General features: G+C 64.9%; 16 protein-coding genes. 10 read left to right on the forward strand and 6 right to left on the reverse strand.

From position 1 onward, the window contains the following. The first annotated feature begins 1 nt into the window (after position 1). The 3 genes from EDF56_RS06640 (at position 2) to EDF56_RS06650 (ending at position 6,065) form a co-directional block, all read left to right on the forward strand. The gene (locus EDF56_RS06640) at positions 2–1,681 is read left to right on the forward strand and encodes a DUF5597 domain-containing protein (protein ID WP_132385967.1); all 1,680 of its coding nucleotides are present in this window, start codon (positions 2–4) and stop codon (positions 1,679–1,681) included. Between the two features lie 133 nt (positions 1,682–1,814). Beyond that, positions 1,815–4,736 (forward strand): TonB-dependent receptor, encoded by a 2,922-nt coding sequence (locus EDF56_RS06645; protein ID WP_132385968.1) that lies wholly within the window; start codon positions 1,815–1,817, stop codon positions 4,734–4,736. A 96-nt stretch (positions 4,737–4,832) separates the two neighbouring features. After that, positions 4,833–6,065 carry an SGNH/GDSL hydrolase family protein gene (locus EDF56_RS06650; RefSeq protein WP_132385969.1) on the forward strand — a complete coding sequence of 411 codons (1,233 nt, stop codon included), beginning with the start codon at positions 4,833–4,835 and terminating at the stop codon, positions 6,063–6,065. A 57-nt stretch (positions 6,066–6,122) separates the two neighbouring features. Here the strand turns inward: EDF56_RS06650 and EDF56_RS06655 are convergent, their stop codons facing one another. From EDF56_RS06655 to EDF56_RS06665, 3 genes are all read right to left on the reverse strand, one after another. Beyond that, complete coding sequence (locus EDF56_RS06655; protein WP_243652432.1) at positions 6,123–6,998, reverse strand: polysaccharide deacetylase family protein; 876 nt, start codon at positions 6,996–6,998, stop codon at positions 6,123–6,125. 21 nt (positions 6,999–7,019) lie between these two features. After that, the gene (locus EDF56_RS06660; protein WP_132386328.1) at positions 7,020–8,087 is read right to left on the reverse strand and encodes a glycoside hydrolase family 43 protein; all 1,068 of its coding nucleotides are present in this window, start codon (positions 8,085–8,087) and stop codon (positions 7,020–7,022) included. Positions 8,088–8,227: 140 nt separating this feature from the next. Next, entirely contained in the window at positions 8,228–9,688 is a 1,461-nt protein-coding gene (locus tag EDF56_RS06665) for a replication-associated recombination protein A (RefSeq protein WP_207904644.1), read from the reverse strand. Between the two features lie 126 nt (positions 9,689–9,814). On the opposite strand from EDF56_RS06665, the gene EDF56_RS06670 reads away from it, so the two are divergent. From EDF56_RS06670 to EDF56_RS06695, 6 genes are all read left to right on the forward strand, one after another. Continuing rightward, positions 9,815–11,011 (forward strand): BamA/TamA family outer membrane protein, encoded by a 1,197-nt coding sequence (locus EDF56_RS06670; protein ID WP_132385970.1) that lies wholly within the window; start codon positions 9,815–9,817, stop codon positions 11,009–11,011. Positions 11,012–11,099: 88 nt separating this feature from the next. Continuing rightward, positions 11,100–11,531 carry a hypothetical protein gene (locus EDF56_RS06675; RefSeq protein ID WP_132385971.1) on the forward strand — a complete coding sequence of 144 codons (432 nt, stop codon included), beginning with the start codon at positions 11,100–11,102 and terminating at the stop codon, positions 11,529–11,531. A gap of 222 nt (positions 11,532–11,753) precedes the next feature. Beyond that, a complete protein-coding gene (locus EDF56_RS06680) occupies positions 11,754–12,086 on the forward strand; it encodes a hypothetical protein (RefSeq protein ID WP_132385972.1) in 333 nt (110 codons plus the stop codon). A 115-nt stretch (positions 12,087–12,201) separates the two neighbouring features. Next, entirely contained in the window at positions 12,202–12,612 is a 411-nt protein-coding gene (locus EDF56_RS06685; RefSeq protein ID WP_207904645.1) for a GFA family protein, read from the forward strand. Positions 12,613–12,845: 233 nt separating this feature from the next. Continuing rightward, positions 12,846–13,919: a trypsin-like peptidase domain-containing protein gene (locus EDF56_RS06690; protein WP_165912110.1), complete on the forward strand. Its 1,074-nt coding sequence runs from the start codon at positions 12,846–12,848 to the stop codon at positions 13,917–13,919. 209 nt (positions 13,920–14,128) lie between these two features. Beyond that, positions 14,129–14,953 (forward strand): hypothetical protein, encoded by an 825-nt coding sequence (locus EDF56_RS06695; RefSeq protein WP_132385975.1) that lies wholly within the window; start codon positions 14,129–14,131, stop codon positions 14,951–14,953. Between the two features lie 6 nt (positions 14,954–14,959). Here the strand turns inward: EDF56_RS06695 and EDF56_RS06700 are convergent, their stop codons facing one another. After that, positions 14,960–17,125, reverse strand: coding sequence for an AAA family ATPase (locus EDF56_RS06700; RefSeq protein ID WP_132385976.1), 2,166 nt, complete (start codon positions 17,123–17,125; stop codon positions 14,960–14,962). Positions 17,126–17,159: 34 nt separating this feature from the next. Beyond that, on the reverse strand, positions 17,160–18,206 hold the full coding sequence (locus tag EDF56_RS06705; protein ID WP_132385977.1) for a hypothetical protein: 1,047 nt from the start codon (positions 18,204–18,206) through the stop codon (positions 17,160–17,162). Positions 18,207–18,316: 110 nt separating this feature from the next. Between EDF56_RS06705 and EDF56_RS06710 the strand changes: the two genes are divergently transcribed. After that, a complete protein-coding gene (locus EDF56_RS06710; protein ID WP_132385978.1) occupies positions 18,317–19,429 on the forward strand; it encodes a glycosyltransferase family 4 protein in 1,113 nt (370 codons plus the stop codon). A gap of 202 nt (positions 19,430–19,631) precedes the next feature. Here the strand turns inward: EDF56_RS06710 and EDF56_RS06715 are convergent, their stop codons facing one another. After that, positions 19,632–20,666, reverse strand: a complete 1,035-nt coding sequence (locus EDF56_RS06715; RefSeq protein ID WP_132385979.1) for a hypothetical protein — start codon at positions 20,664–20,666, stop codon at positions 19,632–19,634. Positions 20,667–20,720: the final 54 nt, after the last annotated feature.

A 20,720-nucleotide genomic window follows, 5' to 3' on the forward strand; every position in this document is an offset into this window, starting at 1 on the left:
AATGACCTTCCGCGCTGCCTTCATGGCGGTCACGGCTCTCTGCGCAAGCGTGAGCCTGGCCGTTCCCGCGCGCGCCGATGCGCCTCGCCTTGAAGCCAAGGGCGATACCAAGCAGCTGATCGTGAACGGCAAGCCGATGCTGATGATCGCGGGCGAACTCAGCAATTCGGCCGCTTCCAGCGCGACTTACATGGCGCCGCACTGGAAGCGGCTGAAGGCCATGAACCTCAACACCGTGCTGACGCCGGTGTCGTGGGAACTGATCGAGCCGACCGAGGGCACGTTCGATTGGTCTTCGGTGGATTCGCAGATCAAGGCGGCGCGGGCGAACGATCTCAAGCTGGTGATCCTGTGGTTCGGCGCGTGGAAGAATTCCATGTCCACGTACGTTCCGGCCTGGGTGAAGCGCGACCAGCAGCGCTTCCCGCGTGCGGCGCTGCCCAACGGGCAGAGCGTGGAAATTCTCTCCACGTTCGGCGGAGAGACGCTCAAGGCCGATGAGCGCGCCTATGCCGCACTGATGGCGCACCTGAAGGCGGTCGATTCCACGCAGAACACCGTGGTCATGGTGCAGGTGGAGAACGAGATCGGCATGCTGCCGGTCGCGCGCGACTACAGCGCCGCCGCCAATGCCGCCTACCGCGAGCCGGTTCCGGCCGAACTGGTGAACTACCTTGTCGCTCACAAGGACAGCCTCGTCCCCGGCATGCGCCGGATGTGGCTGGAGCACGGCGCCCGCACCAGCGGATCGTGGGAAGACCTGTTCGGCGGCGGCGATGCCTCGGCCGAAGTGTTCACCGCGTGGCACTATGCCCGCTTCGCCGACCAGCTCGCGGCGGCGGGCAAGGCGGCCTATCCGATCCCGATGTACGTCAACGTGGCGCTCAATCGCCCCGGCCGCATCCCCGGCGAATACCCGAGCGGCGGCCCTCTGCCGCACCTGCTCGACGTGTGGAAGGCGGGCGGCGCCCATCTCGATTTCCTGTCGCCGGACATCTACTTCCCGAACTTCGTGGAGATCGTGAACGGCTACAAGCGGCCGGACAACGTGCTGTTCATTCCCGAGGCACACAATTCCAACAACCCGGTGACGCCGGCGAACGCGTTCTATGCCATCGGCCAGCTCGACGCGATCGGCTTCGGTCCCTTCTCCATCGACTCGGTCGACGAGAATCCGGGCGCGCTCAAGGATGCCTATGGCGTGCTTCAGCAGTTGAAGCCCTATATCCTCGATGCGCAGGGCACCGATCGCATGGTCGGCTTCAAGCCCCGCCAGCTCTATGACGAGACGCTGGTCTACGAGCCGGAAACCCGCGACGTTGGCCCCTACCGCTTCACGATTGCCTACGCGGATATCCAGAAGCCGGTGGCGAACCCCGGCGCCGACGCCTCGGTGCCGGGCACGACTGCCGCGATCGCTGCGGCGGGCGGAATGATCATCCAGATCGGCCCCGAGGAATATCTGATCGCCGGGCAGGGCATCACGGTGACCTTCAAGCCCAAATCGGACGCCGCCGCGCTGGCGGGAATCGATTCGGCATTCGAGGGCGAATTCGATTCGACCGGCACGTGGATACCCGGCCGACTGCTCAATGGCGACCAGACCCATCAGGGCCGTCATATCCGGCTGGACGCCGGAAAGTGGCAGATTCAGCGGGTAAAGCTCTACTCCTACAAATAGAGATACCGCTAACATTGGTATTGACGCGGGTCGGTGCTCTCCATATGTAGGGGTTAATGATAGCGCTACCAGCGGTGGCGCGACCCGTGATCCGCTTGGAAGCGGACATGTCCTACATGGGAGAGTATTTTTAATGCGTTCCAGCCGTATTTCCGTTCGTGCCGTTCTTCTGAGTGCCGCGGCGCTCCAGGGTTTTGTCGCGCCTGCCGTCCATGCACAGGACGCCGCACCGGCTGCCGATGCCGCCCAGGCCCCGCAGGATGCCAATGCTGAACCGTCGGGCGGAGATATCGTCGTCACCGGTATTCGCGCCTCGCTCCAGAGCGCGACCAATGCCAAGCGCGATGCCGTGGCCTTCGGTGACTCCATCTTCGCCGAAGACATCGGCAAGCTGCCCGCCACCAACCTTGCCGAAACGCTGAACCGCATGCCCGGCGTGCGCCTCAACCGCGACATCAACGGCGAAGGCACGCAGGTTGCCATTCGCGGCCTCGGCCCCAGCTTCACCCGCGTTCTGCTCAACGGTTCGCAGCTTCAGGTCGCTTCGGACGGCGGCACCAACGGCGGCAGCGCCAACCGCGAAGTCGATCTCGACTTCTTCCCCTCGGAACTCTTCACGCGCCTCGATCTGGCCAAGAGCCCGACGCCCTCGACGCTCGAAGGCGGCATTGCCGGTACCGTCAACCTTCACAACGCCCGTCCGTTCGACAAGCCGGGCGACCACGTTACCGTTGTGGCGCAGGGCCAGTATACCGACAGCAACGACAAGTTCGGCCCGCGTGGCGCCATCGTCGCCAGCCACACCAGCGACACCTTCGGCATTCTCGTCGGCGTGGCCGGCGTGAAGACCAAGACCCGCGTCGACGCCTTCGAATCCGTGGGCTGGGGCGACGGCAACCTGCCTTGCGGTACGGGCTGCACCGATGCTGGCAACAACAACTGGAACTGGGCTTCGACCGTTCCGGCCAATGCCGGTCACGGCCTTGTCGCCGGGCAGCCGGTGGACCCCGTCGCCACCTCGGGCCTTACCCGCGACCAGCTCAGCACCGCGCTGCTGCCGCGCCTCGGCCGCAACAGCCTGACCACCGGCACGCGCTCGCGCATTTCGGCACTGGCGTCGATGGAATGGCGCCCCAGCGACGAGCTGCACTTCGCTCTCGACGCCATGTGGGCCAAGTCCGAGCGTAATTACGACAAGGTCAACATGAACTGGCAGGTCCGTAACTCGGGCCCGGGCACCGGCGCGCAGGCCACCGGCGGCATGGTTCCGATCGACCTTACCGTGGATGACAACAACGTCGTCACCAGCGGTACGTTCGCGAACTCGTCGTTCTTCCTGGAGGCGAGCCAGTTCAAGCAGACGACCAAGTTCTGGAACATCAACCCCAGCGTGACCTGGCAGCCGGCCTCCAACATCAAGGTTGAGGCGAATGCCAACTGGTCAAAGAGCTCGTTCTTCCGCGAACAGCCGACCTGGGCCTTCCAGACCGCTCCGAATTCGGGCGTGGACGTCTATTACGACAACACCGGCGGTTCCAACCAGCCGATCATCACGTCGAACGCCAACCTGAACGATCCGAACCTCGGCTGGCAGTGGTACCGCCAGAACGTGGCTCTGGTTCGTCGCAGCACCGACACCAAGGGCGCGCACCTCGACACCACCATCGGCGACAGCGACTTCAACGTGAAGTTCGGCGGCGCCTATGACCGCGCCGAGCGCTCGATCCGCGCTTACGACAATAGCCCGGCATACCAGCTTTCGGTCTGCGGCGTCGGCTGCACCGGCGCCACCGGTTCGGTGCCGACCTCGGCGATCTCGCAGTACCTGAAGCAGTTCCCGGTCAACAACTTCGGCCATCTCGCCAGCGGCAGCGTCGGCTACAACGCCTTCGTCGTTCCGGACTTCGATGCACTGAGGCAGGCCACCGACTACGCCAGCTACCGTGACAGCGCGCCGCAGGCGAGCGGTGCGGTGACCGGCGGCGCCACCGGCGACATGGACGAGACCGTCTGGGGTGCCTACTTCGAACTGAACGGCGTGACCCAGATCTTCGGCCGCGACCTGCACATGAATTCCGGCATGCGCTATGCCCACACCAATCAGGTCGTCACCGGCCCGAGCCAGGTGGGCACGAGCATCATCGATATCACCTCGCGGGCGAACTACGACAACTTCCTGCCGTCGATCAACCTGACCTACGACGTGATGGACAACGTCAAGCTGCGCGCTTCGGCTTCGCGCACTATGACCCGTCCGGATGCGGGCCTGATCCTGCCGGGCATCACCTTCTCCGACCCGTCGGCGCTGGTGGCGACTGCGGGTAACCCGGATCTGACGCCCTACACCTCGGACAACTATGACATCGGCGGTGAATTCTACACCGGCGGCATCGGTTATGTCGGCGTCTCGGCGTTCCTGAAGAACATCCAGGGCTTCACCAGCACGCAGGTGACCAGCGCCAGCTTCGGTTCGCTGAACATTCCGTTCGACAGCCTGATCGCTACCCAGCAGGACGCGTTGCGCAACCGCGCTGCCGCATCCGGCGTGGCGATCAACGATCTGCCGATCACGGTGAACCGTCCGATCAACCTGTCCGACCTGCGCATCAAGGGCATCGAAGTCACCTGGGTCCAGCCGCTCGACTTCCTGGTTCAGGGCCTTGGCTTCTCGGCCAACGGCACGTACCTGAAGCAGTCGTCGTCCTCGGGCCTCGTCGCCACCGGCGTCTCGCCCTACTCGTACAACCTTCAGGGCTTCTACGAAGGGCACGGCGTCTCGGTCAGCCTGAACTACGTCTGGAACGACGCGTCGATCGCGCTGAACGGACCGCAGAACAACATCCAGGGCGCCGCGCTGCGTTCGGATGCCCGCGGCCAGCTTGACCTTTCGGCCGGTTACCAGCTGCCGTTCCTCGACAACCGTCTGCGTCTGACGCTGGACGTGCTGAACATCAACAACGCGCCGATCCGCACGACCTTCCAGTACGACAACGCGGCGTACTCGGTCTATTATCCGGGCCGTCAGGTCCTGCTGGGTCTGCGCGCCAACTTCTGATCGTTCTTTCCAGGGAACCCCTCCTCCTCCCTGTAAACTTCGAGCCGGCGCCCCGTACCTAGGGCGCCGGCTTTTTTCTTTTCAAGGGTTCACGCGATGCTGCCGAAAGTCCGTTATCTTGCCCTGACCGCCGCTCTGCCCGTCGCCCTGCTGGGCGCCGGAATTTCCGCGCCCGCACTGGCGGCTTCCTGCCCCTGGATCCCGGCGTGGGGATCGTCCCAAATGCAGCCGGACGGAGACAATGCTCTGCCCGCCGAGGCCCGCAGCGACGTGACGCTGCGCCAGATCGTGCGCACCTCCATCGGCGGCAGCGGGCTGCGCGTGCGGCTTTCCAATGCTTTCGGCGATACGCCGCTGGTGATCGAGGCGGCCACGCTGGCGCGGGCGCCGCATGTGGGCAAGCCCGGGATCGACACCGCCTCGCTCACGCCGCTGCGCTTTTCCGGCAAGACCCGCGTGGTGATCCCGCCGGGCAGCGACTGGCTCTCCGACCCGGTGGACCTGCCGGTAAAGGCGTTCGAGGATCTGGCCATCTCGCTCCACGTGGAGGCGGTGCCGCAGCGCCAGACCTCGCACCCCGGCGCGCGCACTACCTCTTACTGGATCCCCGGTGACCATGTGCGTGAGGCCGATCTGCCCACGGCCAAGACCATGGAGCACTGGTTCCTGCTCTCCGGCATCGAGGCCCACGCTTGCGGCACCGGCGCCGTTGTGGCGCTGGGCGATTCCATCACGGATGGTCGCGGCACCACCACCAACGGTAACGACCGCTGGACAGACGTGCTCGCCCGCCGCCTTGGCGGCAAGCGCTCGGTCATCAATCAGGGCATCGGCGGCAACCGCGTGCTGCTGGACGGCCTTGGCCCGAACGCCATGGCCCGGCTTGACCGCGATGTTCTGGCGCTGCCCGGCGTATCCCACCTGATCGTGCTGGAAGGGATCAACGACCTTGGCAATCTGACGCGCGAGCACCCGGCTACGGCCGAGCAGCACGCCGCCATGGTCGAGCAGATCACCGGCGCTTACGCCCAGATCGTCGCGCGTGCGCATGCGCATGGCATCAAGGTCTACGGCGGGACGCTGCTGCCGTTCATGGGCATGGAGTTCTACCACCCCATTGCCGCGAACGAGGCGGACCGACAGGCGGTGAATTCCTGGATCCGCACGCCCGGCCATTTTGATGCGGTGATCGACTTCGACAAAGTCATGCGCGACCCGGCGCGCCCGGATCACCTCAACCCGGCCTACGACAGCGGCGATGCGATCCATCCCAATCCGGCCGGATACAAGGCCATGGGTGAGGCGGTGCCGCTGGAATTGCTGCGATAGGGGGCGGGTGTGCGTTCGCCCGGGTCGATTCCGGCCGGAACCGACCCGGGACCACGTTCAGCGTGAACAGACCTCGGCGCCCGGTTTCGGCGGCAGCGGTGTGGTCCGCAGCAGAGCCGGGGTCGGGCCCGGCTCACGCGGATCGGTGGCGGCGTAGAACTTGTCGCGCTGCGCCTGTTCCAGCGTGATGAACTGGAACCCCATGCCGCGATAGAGATCGAGCAATCGCGGCAGCATCCGCGCATCGAACGCACCGATGTGGAGCAGCAGCACATAGGGCACATCACGTCCGAACCGCGCTTTCGAGGCGGCGCGCGCGGCTTCGGCGTCGGCGCGCGCGGCATCGAGGTAGCGGGTTTCGAGATCGGCGATGGCGCTCTGGTTCCCCTGCGTAGCGCAGCGGGAATAGGGCTCGTTCCACGCCCAGTCGTCGAAGGAGAGGCTCACGCCGGCGATATGGTAGTGCCGATCGGCCAGTGCCTTGCGCACGGCGTCGCGGACCGCTGGGTTCTTGCCCTCGGCAAGGAACGGATAGCGGAACCAGCGCTTCATGCCGCGCGGCGCGAGTTCGGCGTCGTTGCGGTCGATCTCGGCGACGAACGTCGGCTCGCCTACAGCATCGAGATTGAGGTGGTTATAGCCGTGATTGCCGAAAGGCAGCCCCGCCTCGCTCCAGCGGGCGAGCACGGCATCGAGTTCGCCCGGCTCGCCCTTGCCCGCGTTGGCAAAGCCGAACGCAGGCGCCCTGGCAGCTTTCAACTCGGCAATGATCCTGTCGATCACCGCAACCCGGGTCTCGCCCGGAGGCAGGAGGCTGTGCGCCGGAATATCGTCGAATGTCAGCGCGATCTGCGGCGCTGCGTCCGCCAGCGCGGGAAGGGGGATGGCGGCGAGCAGTGCCGCCATCAGCAGGCGTGCGGATCGTCTTGCCATCCCCCGGTCCCCGATTTGCGCTTAGCGAACGAACGGATCGATCGTCTGGATCGTGCCGTCTTCGTTGTAGTGGAGTTCGGTAACCTTCACGTTGCGCAGGCGCGTCTGGCCGGAGAGCTGCGTGTCGGCATAGAACAGCCACCAGCGGCCGTCCTTCTCGACGATCGACTGATGCGTGGTCCAGCCATCCACCGGCTGAAGGATACGGCCCTTGTAAGTGAACGGACCGTAGGGAGAATCGCCGATGGCATAGACCAGGTAATGCGTGTCGCCGGTCGAGTAGCTGAAGTAGTACTTGCCCTTGTACTTGTGCATCCACGAGGCTTCGAAGAAGCGGCGGTCATGGTCGCCGCCGAGCAACAGGTTGCCCTTTTCGTCGACGATCTTGATCTCGCGCGGGGCCTCGGCGAATTCGAGCATGTTGCCGCTCATGCGCGCGACGCGCGGGAGCAGGGCGGGCTTGTCGTCGGCCTGAAGGTCGGTCTTCGAGCCGTTGGGATCGTACTTGCCGGTGGTGTTGCGCTGGAGCTGGCCGCCCCAGATGCCGCCGAAGTACATATAGCTCTGCCCGTCGTCATCGGTGAAGACGGCCGGGTCGATCGAGTAGCTGCCCTTGATCGGCGCGGCCTGCGGCTTGAACGGGCCCATCGGGTCCTTCGAGGTGGCAACGCCAATGCGGAATGCGCCCTGCTTGTCCTTGGCGGGGAAGTAGAGGTAGTAGGTGCCGTTCTTGTAGGCCGCATCCGGTGCCCACATCTGCTTGTCGGCCCAGGGCACTTGCTTCACGTCGAGCGCGACGGGACCAACAGTGACCTTGCCGCCGACATTGTCCATCGAAAGCACGTGGTAGTCGCGCATCTCGAAGTGGCTGCCAAGGTCGTCCTCGGGCGTCGGGCCGTCGATGTCGTGGCTGGGATAGATGTAGAACTTGCCGTTCCACACGTGGGCCGAGGGGTCGGCGGTGTACATTTCGGTGACCAGCGGCTGCGAAAGGTACTTCTTGGCCGCAGCGGCGTTAGGGGCAGGGGCCTGCGTCGAAGACTGGGCAGTGGCTTCGGCGGAAGCCACGTTGCTGTTGCCAGCGGCCATCAGGCCGCAGAAAGCCGTTGCTGCAAGGGCAGCGTAAATTCGCCTCGACACATCTATCTCCCGGTCGTGTGAGCTTATGGGAAGAAAGATAGCGCTAACAATCGACGGGGGCAACCGGGAAACGATGGTTGCCTGCAGGGTCAATCGGCCGCGCCGTCCGGCTTGGGCATCCGGCGCGGCTGGGGCTGGCCGGTCGTGCGTTCCCAATACTCGTCGGCCCGGCGTTCGAAGGTTGGGGCGCTGCGGGCGTCGCTCTGGTAGAACGCGCCTTTCTTCAAGCCCGGCACATATTCTTGTTCGACCCAGCCGCGCGGATCGTCGTGCGGGAAACGGTATCCGACATGGCCAAGTGCCGCAGCGCCCTTGTAGTGGGCATCGCGCAAGTGGAGCGGCACGCTGGCAGGCGGATGCGAGGCAACGAAGTGCAACGCCTGGGAGATGCCGCTGCACGCAGAACCGGACTTGGGCGCGCGGGCGATGTGCAGCGCGGCGTGGGCAAGCACGATCTGCGCTTCCGGATAGCCGATTTTCTCGACCGCCTGCGCGGCGGCGACTGCCGTCTGCAATGCGGTATTGTCAGCCAGGCCGATATCTTCCGAGGCGTGGATCATGATCCGCCGGGCAATGTAGCGCGGATCCTCGCCGCCATGGATCAGGCGCGCCAGCCAATAGAGCGTGGCATCCGGGTCCGACCCGCGCATCGACTTGATGAAGGCCGAAACCACATCGTAATGCGCGTCTCCCGAGCGGTCGTGATTGACCGGGGCGGAGGCATAGGCTTCCGCCAGCATCTCGTCAGTGATCGTCACTTTGCCATCGGTCTCGTGACCCACGGCGAGGCTTTCGAGCGTCGTCAACGCGCGGCGGGCATCACCGCCGGAGCGACCGGCAATCATGCGCAACTGCGCGGCCGTCAGTTCCACATGCACGCCTTGCGCCGCGAAATGCGCGATCCCGCGCTGGATCACCTGCTCCATTTCCTCGATGGTCAGCGGTTCGAGCTTGAGGATCGTCGAACGGGAGACCAGCGCCGGAGGCAGCACGTGATAGGGATTGCCGGTGGTCGCGCCGATGAAATCGGCCACGCCGTCCTCGCAGAGCGCCAGCAGATCGTCCGCCTGCGTGGCCGAAAAGCGCTGCACTTCGTCCACGAAGATCAGGACCGGCCGGATCCGCGCCTCGTCGGCGATCCGGCGCAAGTCCGAGACGCCCGCGCGCGTCGCATTGAGCGGGCGGAACTCCTTGCCGAGCATGGCGCCGACCGCGCGTGCGATGGAGGTCTTGCCGATGCCCGGCGGGCCGTAGAGGATCACGCTGCCCAACGCCCGCGCCGCAATGCGCCGCCGCAGGATCGAACCCGGGCCGACCAGAGCCGCCTGACCGATCACGTCGTCCAGCGTCGCAGGGCGCAGCAGCGCCGCCAGCGGCGCCTTGCCCAGGGGTGTCGCGGTATCGAACAGGTCGCTCATCAGATCCTCGAATAGCGCCCATGGCCCATGGGCGGAAGCGATCGGCCGATGCAGGCCGCCTGCCCCCATGACGGTCTCATAGCGGTCCGGCTTTCGGGTGCAACGCCGCCATGACCGCATGCCCACAGCCACGGCGGATCGGCAAGGCAAGGGTTTCCTCCCGCGCAAGGCCAGCGTTTCCCCTATCCCATCCGCGTCCGACAAGGAGGAAGATCGCTGCGGTTCCACTGGACCGGGAGGCTGGCGCCGAAGATGGCTATGAGCGGGCGTTTAGCCCTTACCGTGCTGATCGGGCCCGCGCTGGCATGGGCCATGCCAGCGCACGCGCAGAACCTGCCGGTCAAGGACATGACCGATCAGGCCATGCAAATCACGCCCGATTACCTCGGCTTGCCCCAACCCTTGTCCGCTTCGGATGAGAATGCGTCGAAGCCGAGCGGCAAGCCGGATCTGGTGGTGGCGCCGATCCCGATCTCGAACCCGGCGATCGGCACCGGAGTCGCGGGGGCGGCGGTGCTGTTCTACAATCCGAACAAGTCCGCGCAGCCGTGGGTCAGCGGCTTGGGCGGCGGCTATACCAGCACCCATACCTGGGGCGCCGGGCTGTTTCACAGCATGTCGCTGGCGCATGACCGGGTGCGTTTTCTGGGCTTCGCGGGCTATGGCGTGGCCAATCTCGATTTCTACGGCATCGGGCCCGATGCCGGATCCGCCGGACTGTCGATCAAGATGCACGACAAGGCGCTTGCGGGTGTGCTTGACGTGCAGGGGCAGATTTTCCGCGAGGGCCTGCTTCGCCATTTCTACGTTGGGGGGCGGTTTCTCTACCTCGATCTCAATGCCTCGGTCACTGTGCCGCTGCCGAACCATCCCGAAATCACGCCGCCCAAGTTCGAGCGGGAGAGCACGATTTCGATGATCGGCCCGTCGTTCACGTATGACAGCCGCAACAGTTCCACCAATCCGCGCAAGGGCGTCTACGCAACCGGCACGCTGCTCTACGGTGCCGATTGGCTGGGCAGCGATTTCACGCACCACAAGTTCCAGCTGGGCGCGAACACCTATCTCCCGCTGGGCAAGCAGACCGTTCTGGCGCTTCGCCAGCAGCTTTGCGGCGCTTCCAAGGATGCGCCCTATTACGACTTGTGCCTGTTCGGGCAGCAGGGTGACCTGCGCGGCTACGAGACCGGCCGCTATCGCGACGGCGCAAGCTGGGCGCTTCAGGCGGAACTGCGCCAGCACTTGTTCTGGCGGATCGGGGGCGTGGCCTTCGCCGGCGTGGGCGGCATTGCCGAAGATGTCGGGTCGATCTGGAAGCACAGCACCGTGCTCACCTCGGGCGGGGTGGGGCTGCGCTATCTGGCGTCGAAGGACGCCAATGTGAATCTGCGCGCCGATGTTGCCTGGGGCAAGGACGGCCCGGCCTTCTACTTCGGCATTGGCGAGGCTTTCTGACGCGCGGAGAGGCGCTCACACAATCGAGAGAGGCGAGGCTTTCTGACGCGCGGAGAGGCGCTCACACAATCGAGAGAAAGGAACGGTCATGACCCCTGTGAAAAACCTGTCGGCCCCGGCTTGGGGTGTGTGCATCCTGCTGTTGTGCAGCCCCGTGCCGGTTCTGGCGCAGGGCGGCGGCCGCGCCGATGCCGCTTTCGCGAATGCGGATCTGAACAAGGACGGCCGCATCAGTCGTAACGAATATATCAAGGCACGCAGCCAGCGCTTCACAAACATGGACCGCAATGGCGACGGCGGCGTATCGAAGGCGGACTTCCCGCGCGCCAGCCACAATCCGGCGATGGAGAGCAAGCTCAACGCCTTCATCGCCGAGAGCGACACCAATCACGACGGCATGGTGACCCGTGCCGAACTCGATGCCTCGCCGCCTCGCGCCTTCAACCGGGCCGATACGAACCACGACGGCTTCGTGGACAAGGCCGAACTGGCTGCCATCGAGGCGCGCCGCCGGCGTTGATCTCCCGCTGAACGGACGGGATGCGGTATTCCGCAGGCAACCGAGCCGGAATTCCCGGCCGTGCCCGCGCGATCTTTCGGCGGCGCCGCAGGGATTCATTTACCAGATTTGTTTAAAATGGGGCCTTCCTCGATCCTGTGGGGATTGCTAGGCGGCTGCGTCGCCAGCGGCCAAGCGCCCGAGATTTGAGCGTGACCTGCGAAGATGGAAATAACAGGGCAAATGAACCGTCCCGATCTCAAGGTCAGTGTCACGCAGGTTTCCCCGTCCGCGATCCAGGGCCATATCCCGGATGACGATGCGTCCAATCCGTGGATGCGCGCAGGTGCGGACGTGACGATCTTTCTGGACCCGCCGGATACCGCGTTCGACAACGGCATTCTTGGCGGCGGGCGCATTTATGAAGACCGGATCGAGATCGACCTGACGCTGGGGCCGGATCGGACGGCCGGGCTTGTCGATGCTCTGGACCGCGCTGACGCGGCGGTGTTGCACTTCCAGACCCGTGCGATCTCCGAATTCCTGTTCCGCGTGGAGGCTGTCAGCCCGGGCTGAGCGCGCGAACGGTTCGCACCGGCGAATAGTGCTCCCTGCGCGGGTCGGTCATATCGGCGCGCACCGGCTCTGCTACAGTTCCTCCGAACGGGGCAGGGCCATGAGAGGGATAGACGTGATCGAAGCGGAATGCCGGTGCGGCGCGGTAGGGCTGGAAATCGAGGGAAGTCCTGTCTTTCAGGTCTACTGCCATTGCAGCGATTGCCAGCTTGCCCACGGCGCAGCTTATGCGCTCAACGCGGTTTACGCAGCCGACGCGGTGCAGGTAATCAGAGGCGCTCCCGCATCAGGTCAGGTGCGCACGACGCCTCGGATGCGGTGCGGCGCTTGCGGAACGCACTTGTTCACCGAAGTCGCGGTGGCGGGCCTGCGCAGCCTCAATGCCTACCTTCTTCCGAAAGAGCAGTTCGCGCCGCAATTCCATCTTCATTGCGAGGATGCGGTCCTGCCGGTCGTCGACGATCTCCCGCACTACAGGCGGTTGCCCGCAGCGTTCGGTGGCAGCGATGACGTGGTCGATTGGTAGGAGGAGGCCAATTCACGGGGCAAAGATGCTCGGCGAAGTGATTTGCCGAAATCGGGATTATTCCAATAGGAACAGTGGCTATTTCTTGTTAGCTTGCTTCCGGATCGATTGAAAATGCCGTTCCGGCGCGCATGCCGTTGTCCGGTTTGCGCAAGGCGATGTCAGTTGGAAGGAAGCCTACCTTGCGTAGAGTATTTCCCATTGCAACCGTCGGATTTGCGCTCCTTGTTATGATGAGCGGGTGCCGTGACAAGGATCCTCAGAAGGAGCAACAGCAGGTTGGTGTTCCTGCCCCAGCGCCCGCGCTCCCATCGAGCAGGGCGGGGACGGCCAGCTTCGCGCCGTTGGTCAGGGCCGCTGCGCCGGCCGTGGTCAATATTGCCGTCTTGCAGGCGTCACCGGCAACCGACAATCCGCTGCTGCGCGATCCCTTCTTCCGCCGCTATTTCGGCCCTCCGCGAGAGCAAACCCGTCTCGCGGCCGGTTCCGGCGTGATCATCGATGGGCGCCGCGCGCTCGTGCTCACCAACAATCACGTGATAGAGAATGCCCGGGCTATTCAGGTCGTGCTGACCGACCGGCGGACTTTCGCAGCCGATCTGGTGGGGACCGATCCGCCAACCGATCTTGCGGTACTGCGGCTTCGTGCGACCAATCTGCCCCAACTCGCGCTTGGCAATTCCGATGCGGTAAACGTGGGTGATCAGGTGCTGGCCATCGGCAATCCCTTTGGGCTGGGCCAGACGGTCACATCCGGCATCGTCAGTGCGCTTGGCAGAGGGCAAAGCCAGGATGGCTACGAGAGCTATATCCAGACCGACGCGGCCATAAATCCGGGTAATTCGGGGGGCGCGCTGATCGCGATGGATGGCACGATCATCGGCATCAACAGCGCAATCTACGGGCCCGGCGCGAATGTCGGCATCGGTTTTGCCGTGCCCTCCGCCACGGCGCGATTTGTGATGGAGCAAATCCTTGCCCACGGCACTGTGCGGCGCGGAGGCATTGGCATTGCCATCACGGATACCGTGCCCGGGCCGGGCGGCGAAGCGCCGCTGCCGGGTGCGCTGATCGCCGGGGTCACGCCGGGCGGCCCTGCGGCTCGTGCGGGCGTGCGGGAAGGCGATGTCGTCGTCGAAGTTTCGGGGCACGCCACGCCCACGGCCGCATCCCTGCGCGACGTGATTGGCCGAACTGCAATCGGGACGGCGCTCAACCTGAAAGTCAGGCGCGGCAACAATAGCCATGACATTTCCGTACAGGTGGGCGCGCCTGAAGCAGCGCAGACCAACCGGAACCGTCGATAACGGGCCTGCTGGGCACCGTGCCGGGATCGCCTAGCCCTTTTTAGCCATTGCGGCAGTGAGCGCGGCTGACATGATGATCGCTCAGCGATCCTTGGCCAGATATGCTGTGATACTCCGCCGCCCGGTTCCTGGAGGAATTGGGCCCTTGATCGGAGTTGTGGTGCATGGGCCGCCCTAACTGAATTCAAAAGGTTAAACCGGCTTGCTGTATGCGCGAAACGCCTCAACGCAAATTATGGATCAACAAGCTGTTCAAGCCGCTGGGGGCCGGCGCCAACGCACTGGATGAGCGCCCCTACTGGCCGCGCGGACGGGCGGAACGTGTCGATCACATGTTCCTGTTCCTGCTGACGCCGCCCAATTCGGGCTCCACAGAGATCGCCCAGCACATGGTGCGCCGCGGCGATATTGGCGGGCTCTATCACAATTTCGAAGGACAGCGGCTGATCAAGGGGCTGATGGACACTGACCGCTGGTGGCCCGAGAAGTTCATCGATTTCGAGGCTGTCCTCGGCGCGTGGAACGGGCGGATCGCGGAACTCGATGCGGAAGGGCGCTATAGCTACTGGCTGGAGAAGAGCCCGCCCAACCTCGTTCGCCATAAGCAGCTTTTCGGCTATTTTCCGCAGCACCGCGCGGTCGTGAACAACCGCGCGCCGATGGCCAATGTGGCCTCGCAACTGCGGCGCTATCTCATCAAGGAATACCACGGCGCGCGCCGGGCGCTGGTCATCCGGCATCTCGCCCGGATCTGGCAATGGCGGAGCGAGCGGCTCATGGCGGCAGCGCGCCAGTCCGGCTACCCTTGCGTGACGTATGAGCGTTTCTGCGCAAGGCCCGATGCGATTCTGGAAGCTTTCGGCCTCGAACCCACGATCCATTCCGGCGAAGCGGCGCTGGAGGGCATCGTCAACCTCAATGCCGAGCACGCCCAATTGCTTTCCGAGCATGAGCGCGGAATGGTGGCGGAGGAACTTTCCGGCGCCGGCGAAGTGCTGGAATTCTTCGGTTACGATCTCAACGACGAACTGTAACTCCGATCAAGTCGTCGCTGTGCGCGTATAATAGTATTGATAATACGCCATTTCCTCGCCCAGTACGGCGGCGGATCGGGTGTCGACCTGGGTCAGCACGACACCGAAGATCTTGGCATCGGCGCGTTCGAGTTCGCGCAGCGCGGTCTTGAGCACGCTGCGCGGCGTGGTCCGCCAGCGCACGACCATCAGCACGGCATCGGCCATGGCCGCCACCGCGCGCGCTTCGGCGACCGGAATGGCGGGGGCGATGTCGAGCACGATGAAGTCGTAGAGATGCTTGCAGCGGTCCAGCAGGACGACCGTGGCATCGGATTGCACAACGTCGAAATTGTTGCCGGCGGCCGTGTTGAGCGGCAGGACATGCGCGCCTGAGGCCTTGTCGAGCAGAATGACGTCCTCAAGCTGGGCTTCGCCCGAAAGCACTTCGACCAGCCCCGGTTTGCCGCTGAGGCCAAGTGCGAGAGTCGTGCCCAGCCTCCGAAAATCGCAGTCTATCAGCAGCGTACGCCGGCCGGCCATCGCGGCGGACCGGGCGAGCGCGATGGCGGTGCTGGTTTTGCCCTCGTCCGGGATCGAGGATGTCAGCCCGATCGTGCGCGCCATCTGGCCCTTCTGGCCGATGCGCAGTGCCGTCCATATCGCGCGCACCGATTCCGCGAAGGGCGAATCCCGGTGGTCGATGAGGAAGTCCGGCACGCCGAGGACTTCGCCCTTGTGGAAGCCCGGTTCGTCCATCGTCGCGATGTCGGGCAGGCTGCTGATGACCTTGAGGCCGGTGAATTCCTCGGCCTCGGCGCGGGTGCGGATGCCGCGTTCCCGCCATTCCAGCGCGAGCGCCAGCAGGACGGCGGCAACCACGCCGCCGATCAGCCCGGCGAGCAGGTAGACCAGCAGGTCGGGCGAGGTGGGCAGGATCGGCACTTGCGCGCGCGAAATGATGTCGGCCTTGCTCTTCTCGGTCCCGCGGGTTGCCAGTTCCACGCGGTAGCGGTCGAGGAAAGTCTGGTAGAGCTGGCGTGAGCTTTCGGCCACGCGTTCCAGTTCGCCAAGGCGGACCGAGGCGTTGTTGCCGGCGAGCAGCCGTCCTTTGGCACCGCCGATGGCCCCCTCGATCGCGCCGACGCGGTCGCTGGCGACCCGCACGTCCTGACCGACGCCGGTGCTGGCGCGCGCCACTTCGCGGCTGAGCGAGGCCTGCGTCGAGGCGAGTTCAGCCTGCGTGCGGACCCGGTCGGGATGGTTGGGCCCGAGCGAGGCGGACTGCTGGGCCAGCTTCTGCTCCTGCTCGGCTTCCTGACGGCGAAGCTCGGCGATCACCGGGCTGGAATTGACGAGCGAGCCGTTGGTCCCGGCATTCGCGCTGGCGCGGCCTTGCGCGGCGGCCAGTTCCGCCTTGGCCGAGGCCAGTTCGGTATTCAGCGTCGCCATTTCCTGCTGGGGGATCGTGCTGTCATTGCTGACGGCCACGAGGTCTGCCTTGGCGCGATAGTCGGCCACGGCCGCTTCGGCCTTGAGCACATCGCCGCGCAGCTGGTCGAGGCGCGTGCGCAGCTGCTGGATGTCTTCGCCGCGCGCGTTCTGCGCGGCCTGGACCTGGCCGCCGACATAGGCATCGGCCACGGCATTGGCGACCAGCGCGGAAACCTGCGGATCGTTCGAGCTGAAAGCCAGGTTGATGGCGAAGGAAAGGCCCTTGCGCTCGACCACGAGGCCCGAGCTGACCAGATTGGCCGCCTGCTCGACAGTGAGAGGGGCCGTCGCCTTCGGCGCCTTGGCCTGCAGGAATGCGGCGTTCGTATTCAGCTTGGACCGTTCCACCGCCGCATGGGCAATTTCGGGTGAGAGCAGAACCTGCACTTCGGTATCGACAGCGGGCGAATCGACCACATCGGTCGGGTCGGTCTGGGCGGTGCGGACCAGTTGCTGGTCGTTCCGGTCCAGCGCCAGCACGACATTGGCCTGGTAGACTTTCGGGGCCAGCAGATAGGCGATCATGGCCGCAGCCAGAACCGCGGCGATCACCCCCAGCATGAACCATTTGTAGCGCCACGCCAGCGTGGCGATCCAGGCAAGGTCGATGAATTTGTCACTGCCTTGCCGCCCTTCGGCGGCCGGGGGCTTGCCGTCATGCGCTAGCTGGAGATCGATGGGCTGGGATCCTATGTTCAAGTCCACATGCTCCTGAAACGCAGGGTCGCAGGGGTCATCTTGAAGTAGAACCACCCCCCCGTTCCATGAGAAACAGGTAGTAATTCGAAATCTCCAACACGATCCGTGCGGGCGCCCGCCGGGCGACGAAATCGCTGTCTATCGATCCGGCGACGGCCGTTGCGGCGTCGAAAGAGTGTGCAATCTGGGCTTGGGAGAGGGGAGAATCGATCGCCACGGCGCGCGGCGGGCCCAGTTCATCCAGCAGTGGCTGGAATGCAGGCAGCCGCGATACCAGCACCGGCGTCCCCCGCTCGGCGGCAAGAATGGCAAGGCCGCTGTTCTGGCCTTTCCTGTATGGCAGCACCAGAAGCCCGGCTTCCGCCAGCCGGTCCGCCAGTTCCTGCTCGCTCAGGCGTTCCAGAACGAATTCGAGATGCCATCCGCGCTCGCGCAGGGCCTGCAATCGGTCACGGAGGACATCGGCGTCGAGCCCGTCCACCGGCAATCCGTGAACGACATAGCGGCGGCCATCGGGCTCGGCCGCTTCGAGTGCGGCCAGGAGGAGGTCCAGCCCCTTGTAGTCCTTGAGGTCGCCCAGAAATGCGATTGATCGTGGCCCGGTGGCGGGCTTGGGGGCGGGATAGGCGCCGTCATAGGTCCAGTGCGGCGCCACCAGGGGATGCTTTTGCAGGATCGCCGGGTAGGCGGCACCGGCCTCGCGCAGACTGGAATCTGAGAGCGCGTGCACGCCGTCGAGCAGGCGCATCAGCCGTTTCATCCACCAGCGTTCGAGGCGCGGGCGCAGGCCCTCGTGCGAGGCGACGTTGTGCACGGTCCAGACGATCCGCGCACCTTTCGCCTTTTGCACTGCAAGAAAGACCAGCCACGCCGTGATCGAACGCAGGCTGGCGGGCAGGCTCTGCTGAATGACTTTTTGCGGCCAGTGGAGATGGATGATGTCGCACCGCCTGAAGAGGCGGCCGCTCCAGCCCGGAACCGTTGTCGAATGGCCAAGCTGGCGCAATTCCGCGACGAGGGTGGCCGTGTAGGGATTGCTCCTGCGGTTCTCTTCGCCCGGGAAGGACCAGATTACGGCCATCGGCGTTTCGCCCCGTCCTGTGCCACTTGGCGCCTATACCTAATTGCACTGGATAGGTGCTTGGGTTGCACTGCACAATAGCGCTGTCCAGGCCGGTGGAGTTGCCAGTGATGCCGGCCCGCCGGGTCATCTTTCCCTTTACCAACGCGCAGATCGGGGGGAGCCATGTCTCCTCCTTCACGCTCGGCGCATGCCTTCAGAGCGAGTACGGCGTCGAGGTGGTCGTCGCCGCGCCGCGCGGCAGCCTGATCGAACAGGTGGCGCGGGAGCGGGATTTCACGGTCTGGCCGCTGCCCGAGGCGCCGGCGTTTCGCCACGGCCTTGTTGCGGAGGCGCGGCTGCTGCCGGGGCACTTGCGCCTGCTGGCGGAGCAGCCGCCGGGAACCGTGGTGCACAACAACGACCTGTCGGCGCTCCAGAGCTGGGGTCCGGCGGCGCGGCTGCGCGGATTGCCGGTGGTCTATCACAATCGCGCATTCAACCGGACCGCGCTGCCCAATGTCATGGTGATGAGCCTCGCGCACCGGATCGTCTGCATTTCGGAGGCGGTCGAGCAGCGCCTGCCGCCTCGGCTGGCGCGCCGCTCGGTGCGGATCGACAATCCTTTCGAACTGGAGACCGGGCAGGACCGGGCGGCGCTGCGGCGTGCGTTCGAGGCGCGTCATCCGAAAGCCGCCGGTGGCGGACCGCTGATCGGGTTCATCGGCAATTTCGCCCATCGCAAGCGGCCGCGCTTCTTTCTCGACATGGCAAAAGTGGTGCTGGAACTGCGGCCCGACGCGACTTTCGTGGTGTTCGGGCGCGAGGTGGATGACACGCAGGAGGCGCTCGAACGCCATGCCGCCGAACTGGGCATTGCCGCGCGTGTGATCTTCGCGGGATTCCGGATGCCGGTGGAGGAGAACATTCTCGTGCTGGACCTGCTGGCGATCACCGCGATCGAGGAGCCGCTCGGTCGCACGCCGCTGGAGGCGCTCATGCTGGGCGTACCCTATGTCGCCACCGACGATGCGGGGCTTGGCGAGACCGGGCGGCGGTTCGGCGGCGGCCTCCTTGTCCCGCGCGAGGCCGGCCCCGAGGTTTTCGCGCAGGCCGTGTTGCAAGGTCTGTCCGCGCCCGATTCCGGGCAATGGGATGAAGCGCGTCGGCAAGCCCGCGACGCCCTGAGCGCGCGGCACCATACGCAGCGCATGCTGGCGCTTTACGACGAACTGACGGCCTAAGCTGTCGGAAAATTGGATCAGAAATGTGCGGATGGTAGGTTCCTGGTTCCAAACTTCGTCGCCCCCGCGAAGGCGGGGGCCCCGCTTCTTGGCGACGTTCGGCCCTGCACAGCAGAAGCGGGATCCCCGCCTTCGCGGGGATGACGGGTCTGGTTGAGCAGACTCCGTGTTCCGATCACGAAATAGATCTGCCTTGCGGGCGCTAATTGTTGATCCGCCGATCCACCACAACCTGCGACCCCGCATAACTGCCGCTGCCGCGCAGGACCTGATTGGGCTTGGCGATCAGGCGGCCGATATGGAGGTCCACCCGGCCTTCTTCAGCGCGGAACAGCGGTATCGAGGGATCGCCGGATACGATCAGCGTATCGATATTGATCGTCCGGGTTTCCGACGGCGTACCCTTGCCGAGAATGCCGGCAAAGCGATTGGTGCCAAGCTCGATCAGGCCGTGGTTCTGGCTATGCCAGATCTTGAGGCCCTGACGGCACCCGGCGAGGTAGACGTTGTCCACATGCACGTCGCCCTTGAGGTCGAGGCAGGCGTCGCTCGCGTTCATCACGCGGCCGTCGGCGATCGTGCCGGTATATCCTTTCTCGGTCGAAATGCCGTCCACGTTCCGGTAATGCGTGCCCTCGGCCATGATCAGGTTCTGGAAGTCGAAGTTCCGGATCTCGAACGTGCCGAGGTCGTTCGCGTCCTTGCCCTTGAGCGCGATGGCGGCCCATGCGTCGTCGCCATTGATGGCGGGCGAGGCAGGGTCGCCAATCCAGACGAGGTTGCGGAACACCGCATGACCGATCCCGTTGCTGACGTTGACGAGGCCAAGGCCAAGCTTCGGGTCGTCGCGGGCGCCGGTCGCGGACACGCGCAGGACTTGAAGGCCGGGGACATTCACGCCGCGCAGCACCGGTCCGTAGTTTTTGGCGATGACGTCCGAGATTTCAAACCCCTGGGCATTGCCGCCATTCACCAAAATCCTGCCGTTCGAGGCGCAGACTTTCCGTAGCGGCGGGGTGCCTGGCCCGAGCCGGATGGTGGGTATCGTGGGGCAATCCGCGGATTTGACTGCAGGCTTGAGAATCGTCGGCATCCGGAACGAGGCAAGGGACGATGCCGATTGCGTCAGGGCCAGAGGCGCCATCGCCATCGAAGCGGGCGAATCCGCAAGGTATTGAGGGCCGACGGCGGGGCCGACAAACAGGAGCGGGAGCACGAGACCGAACGTCTTGATCATCTGGTTCCTCGATATCGTATCGATTGGTACTCACGCGGGGGAAATGTCGTTGGA

Origin of the sequence: Novosphingobium sp. PhB165, assembly GCF_004341845.1 — a bacterium.
GTDB lineage: Bacteria > Pseudomonadota > Alphaproteobacteria > Sphingomonadales > Sphingomonadaceae > Novosphingobium.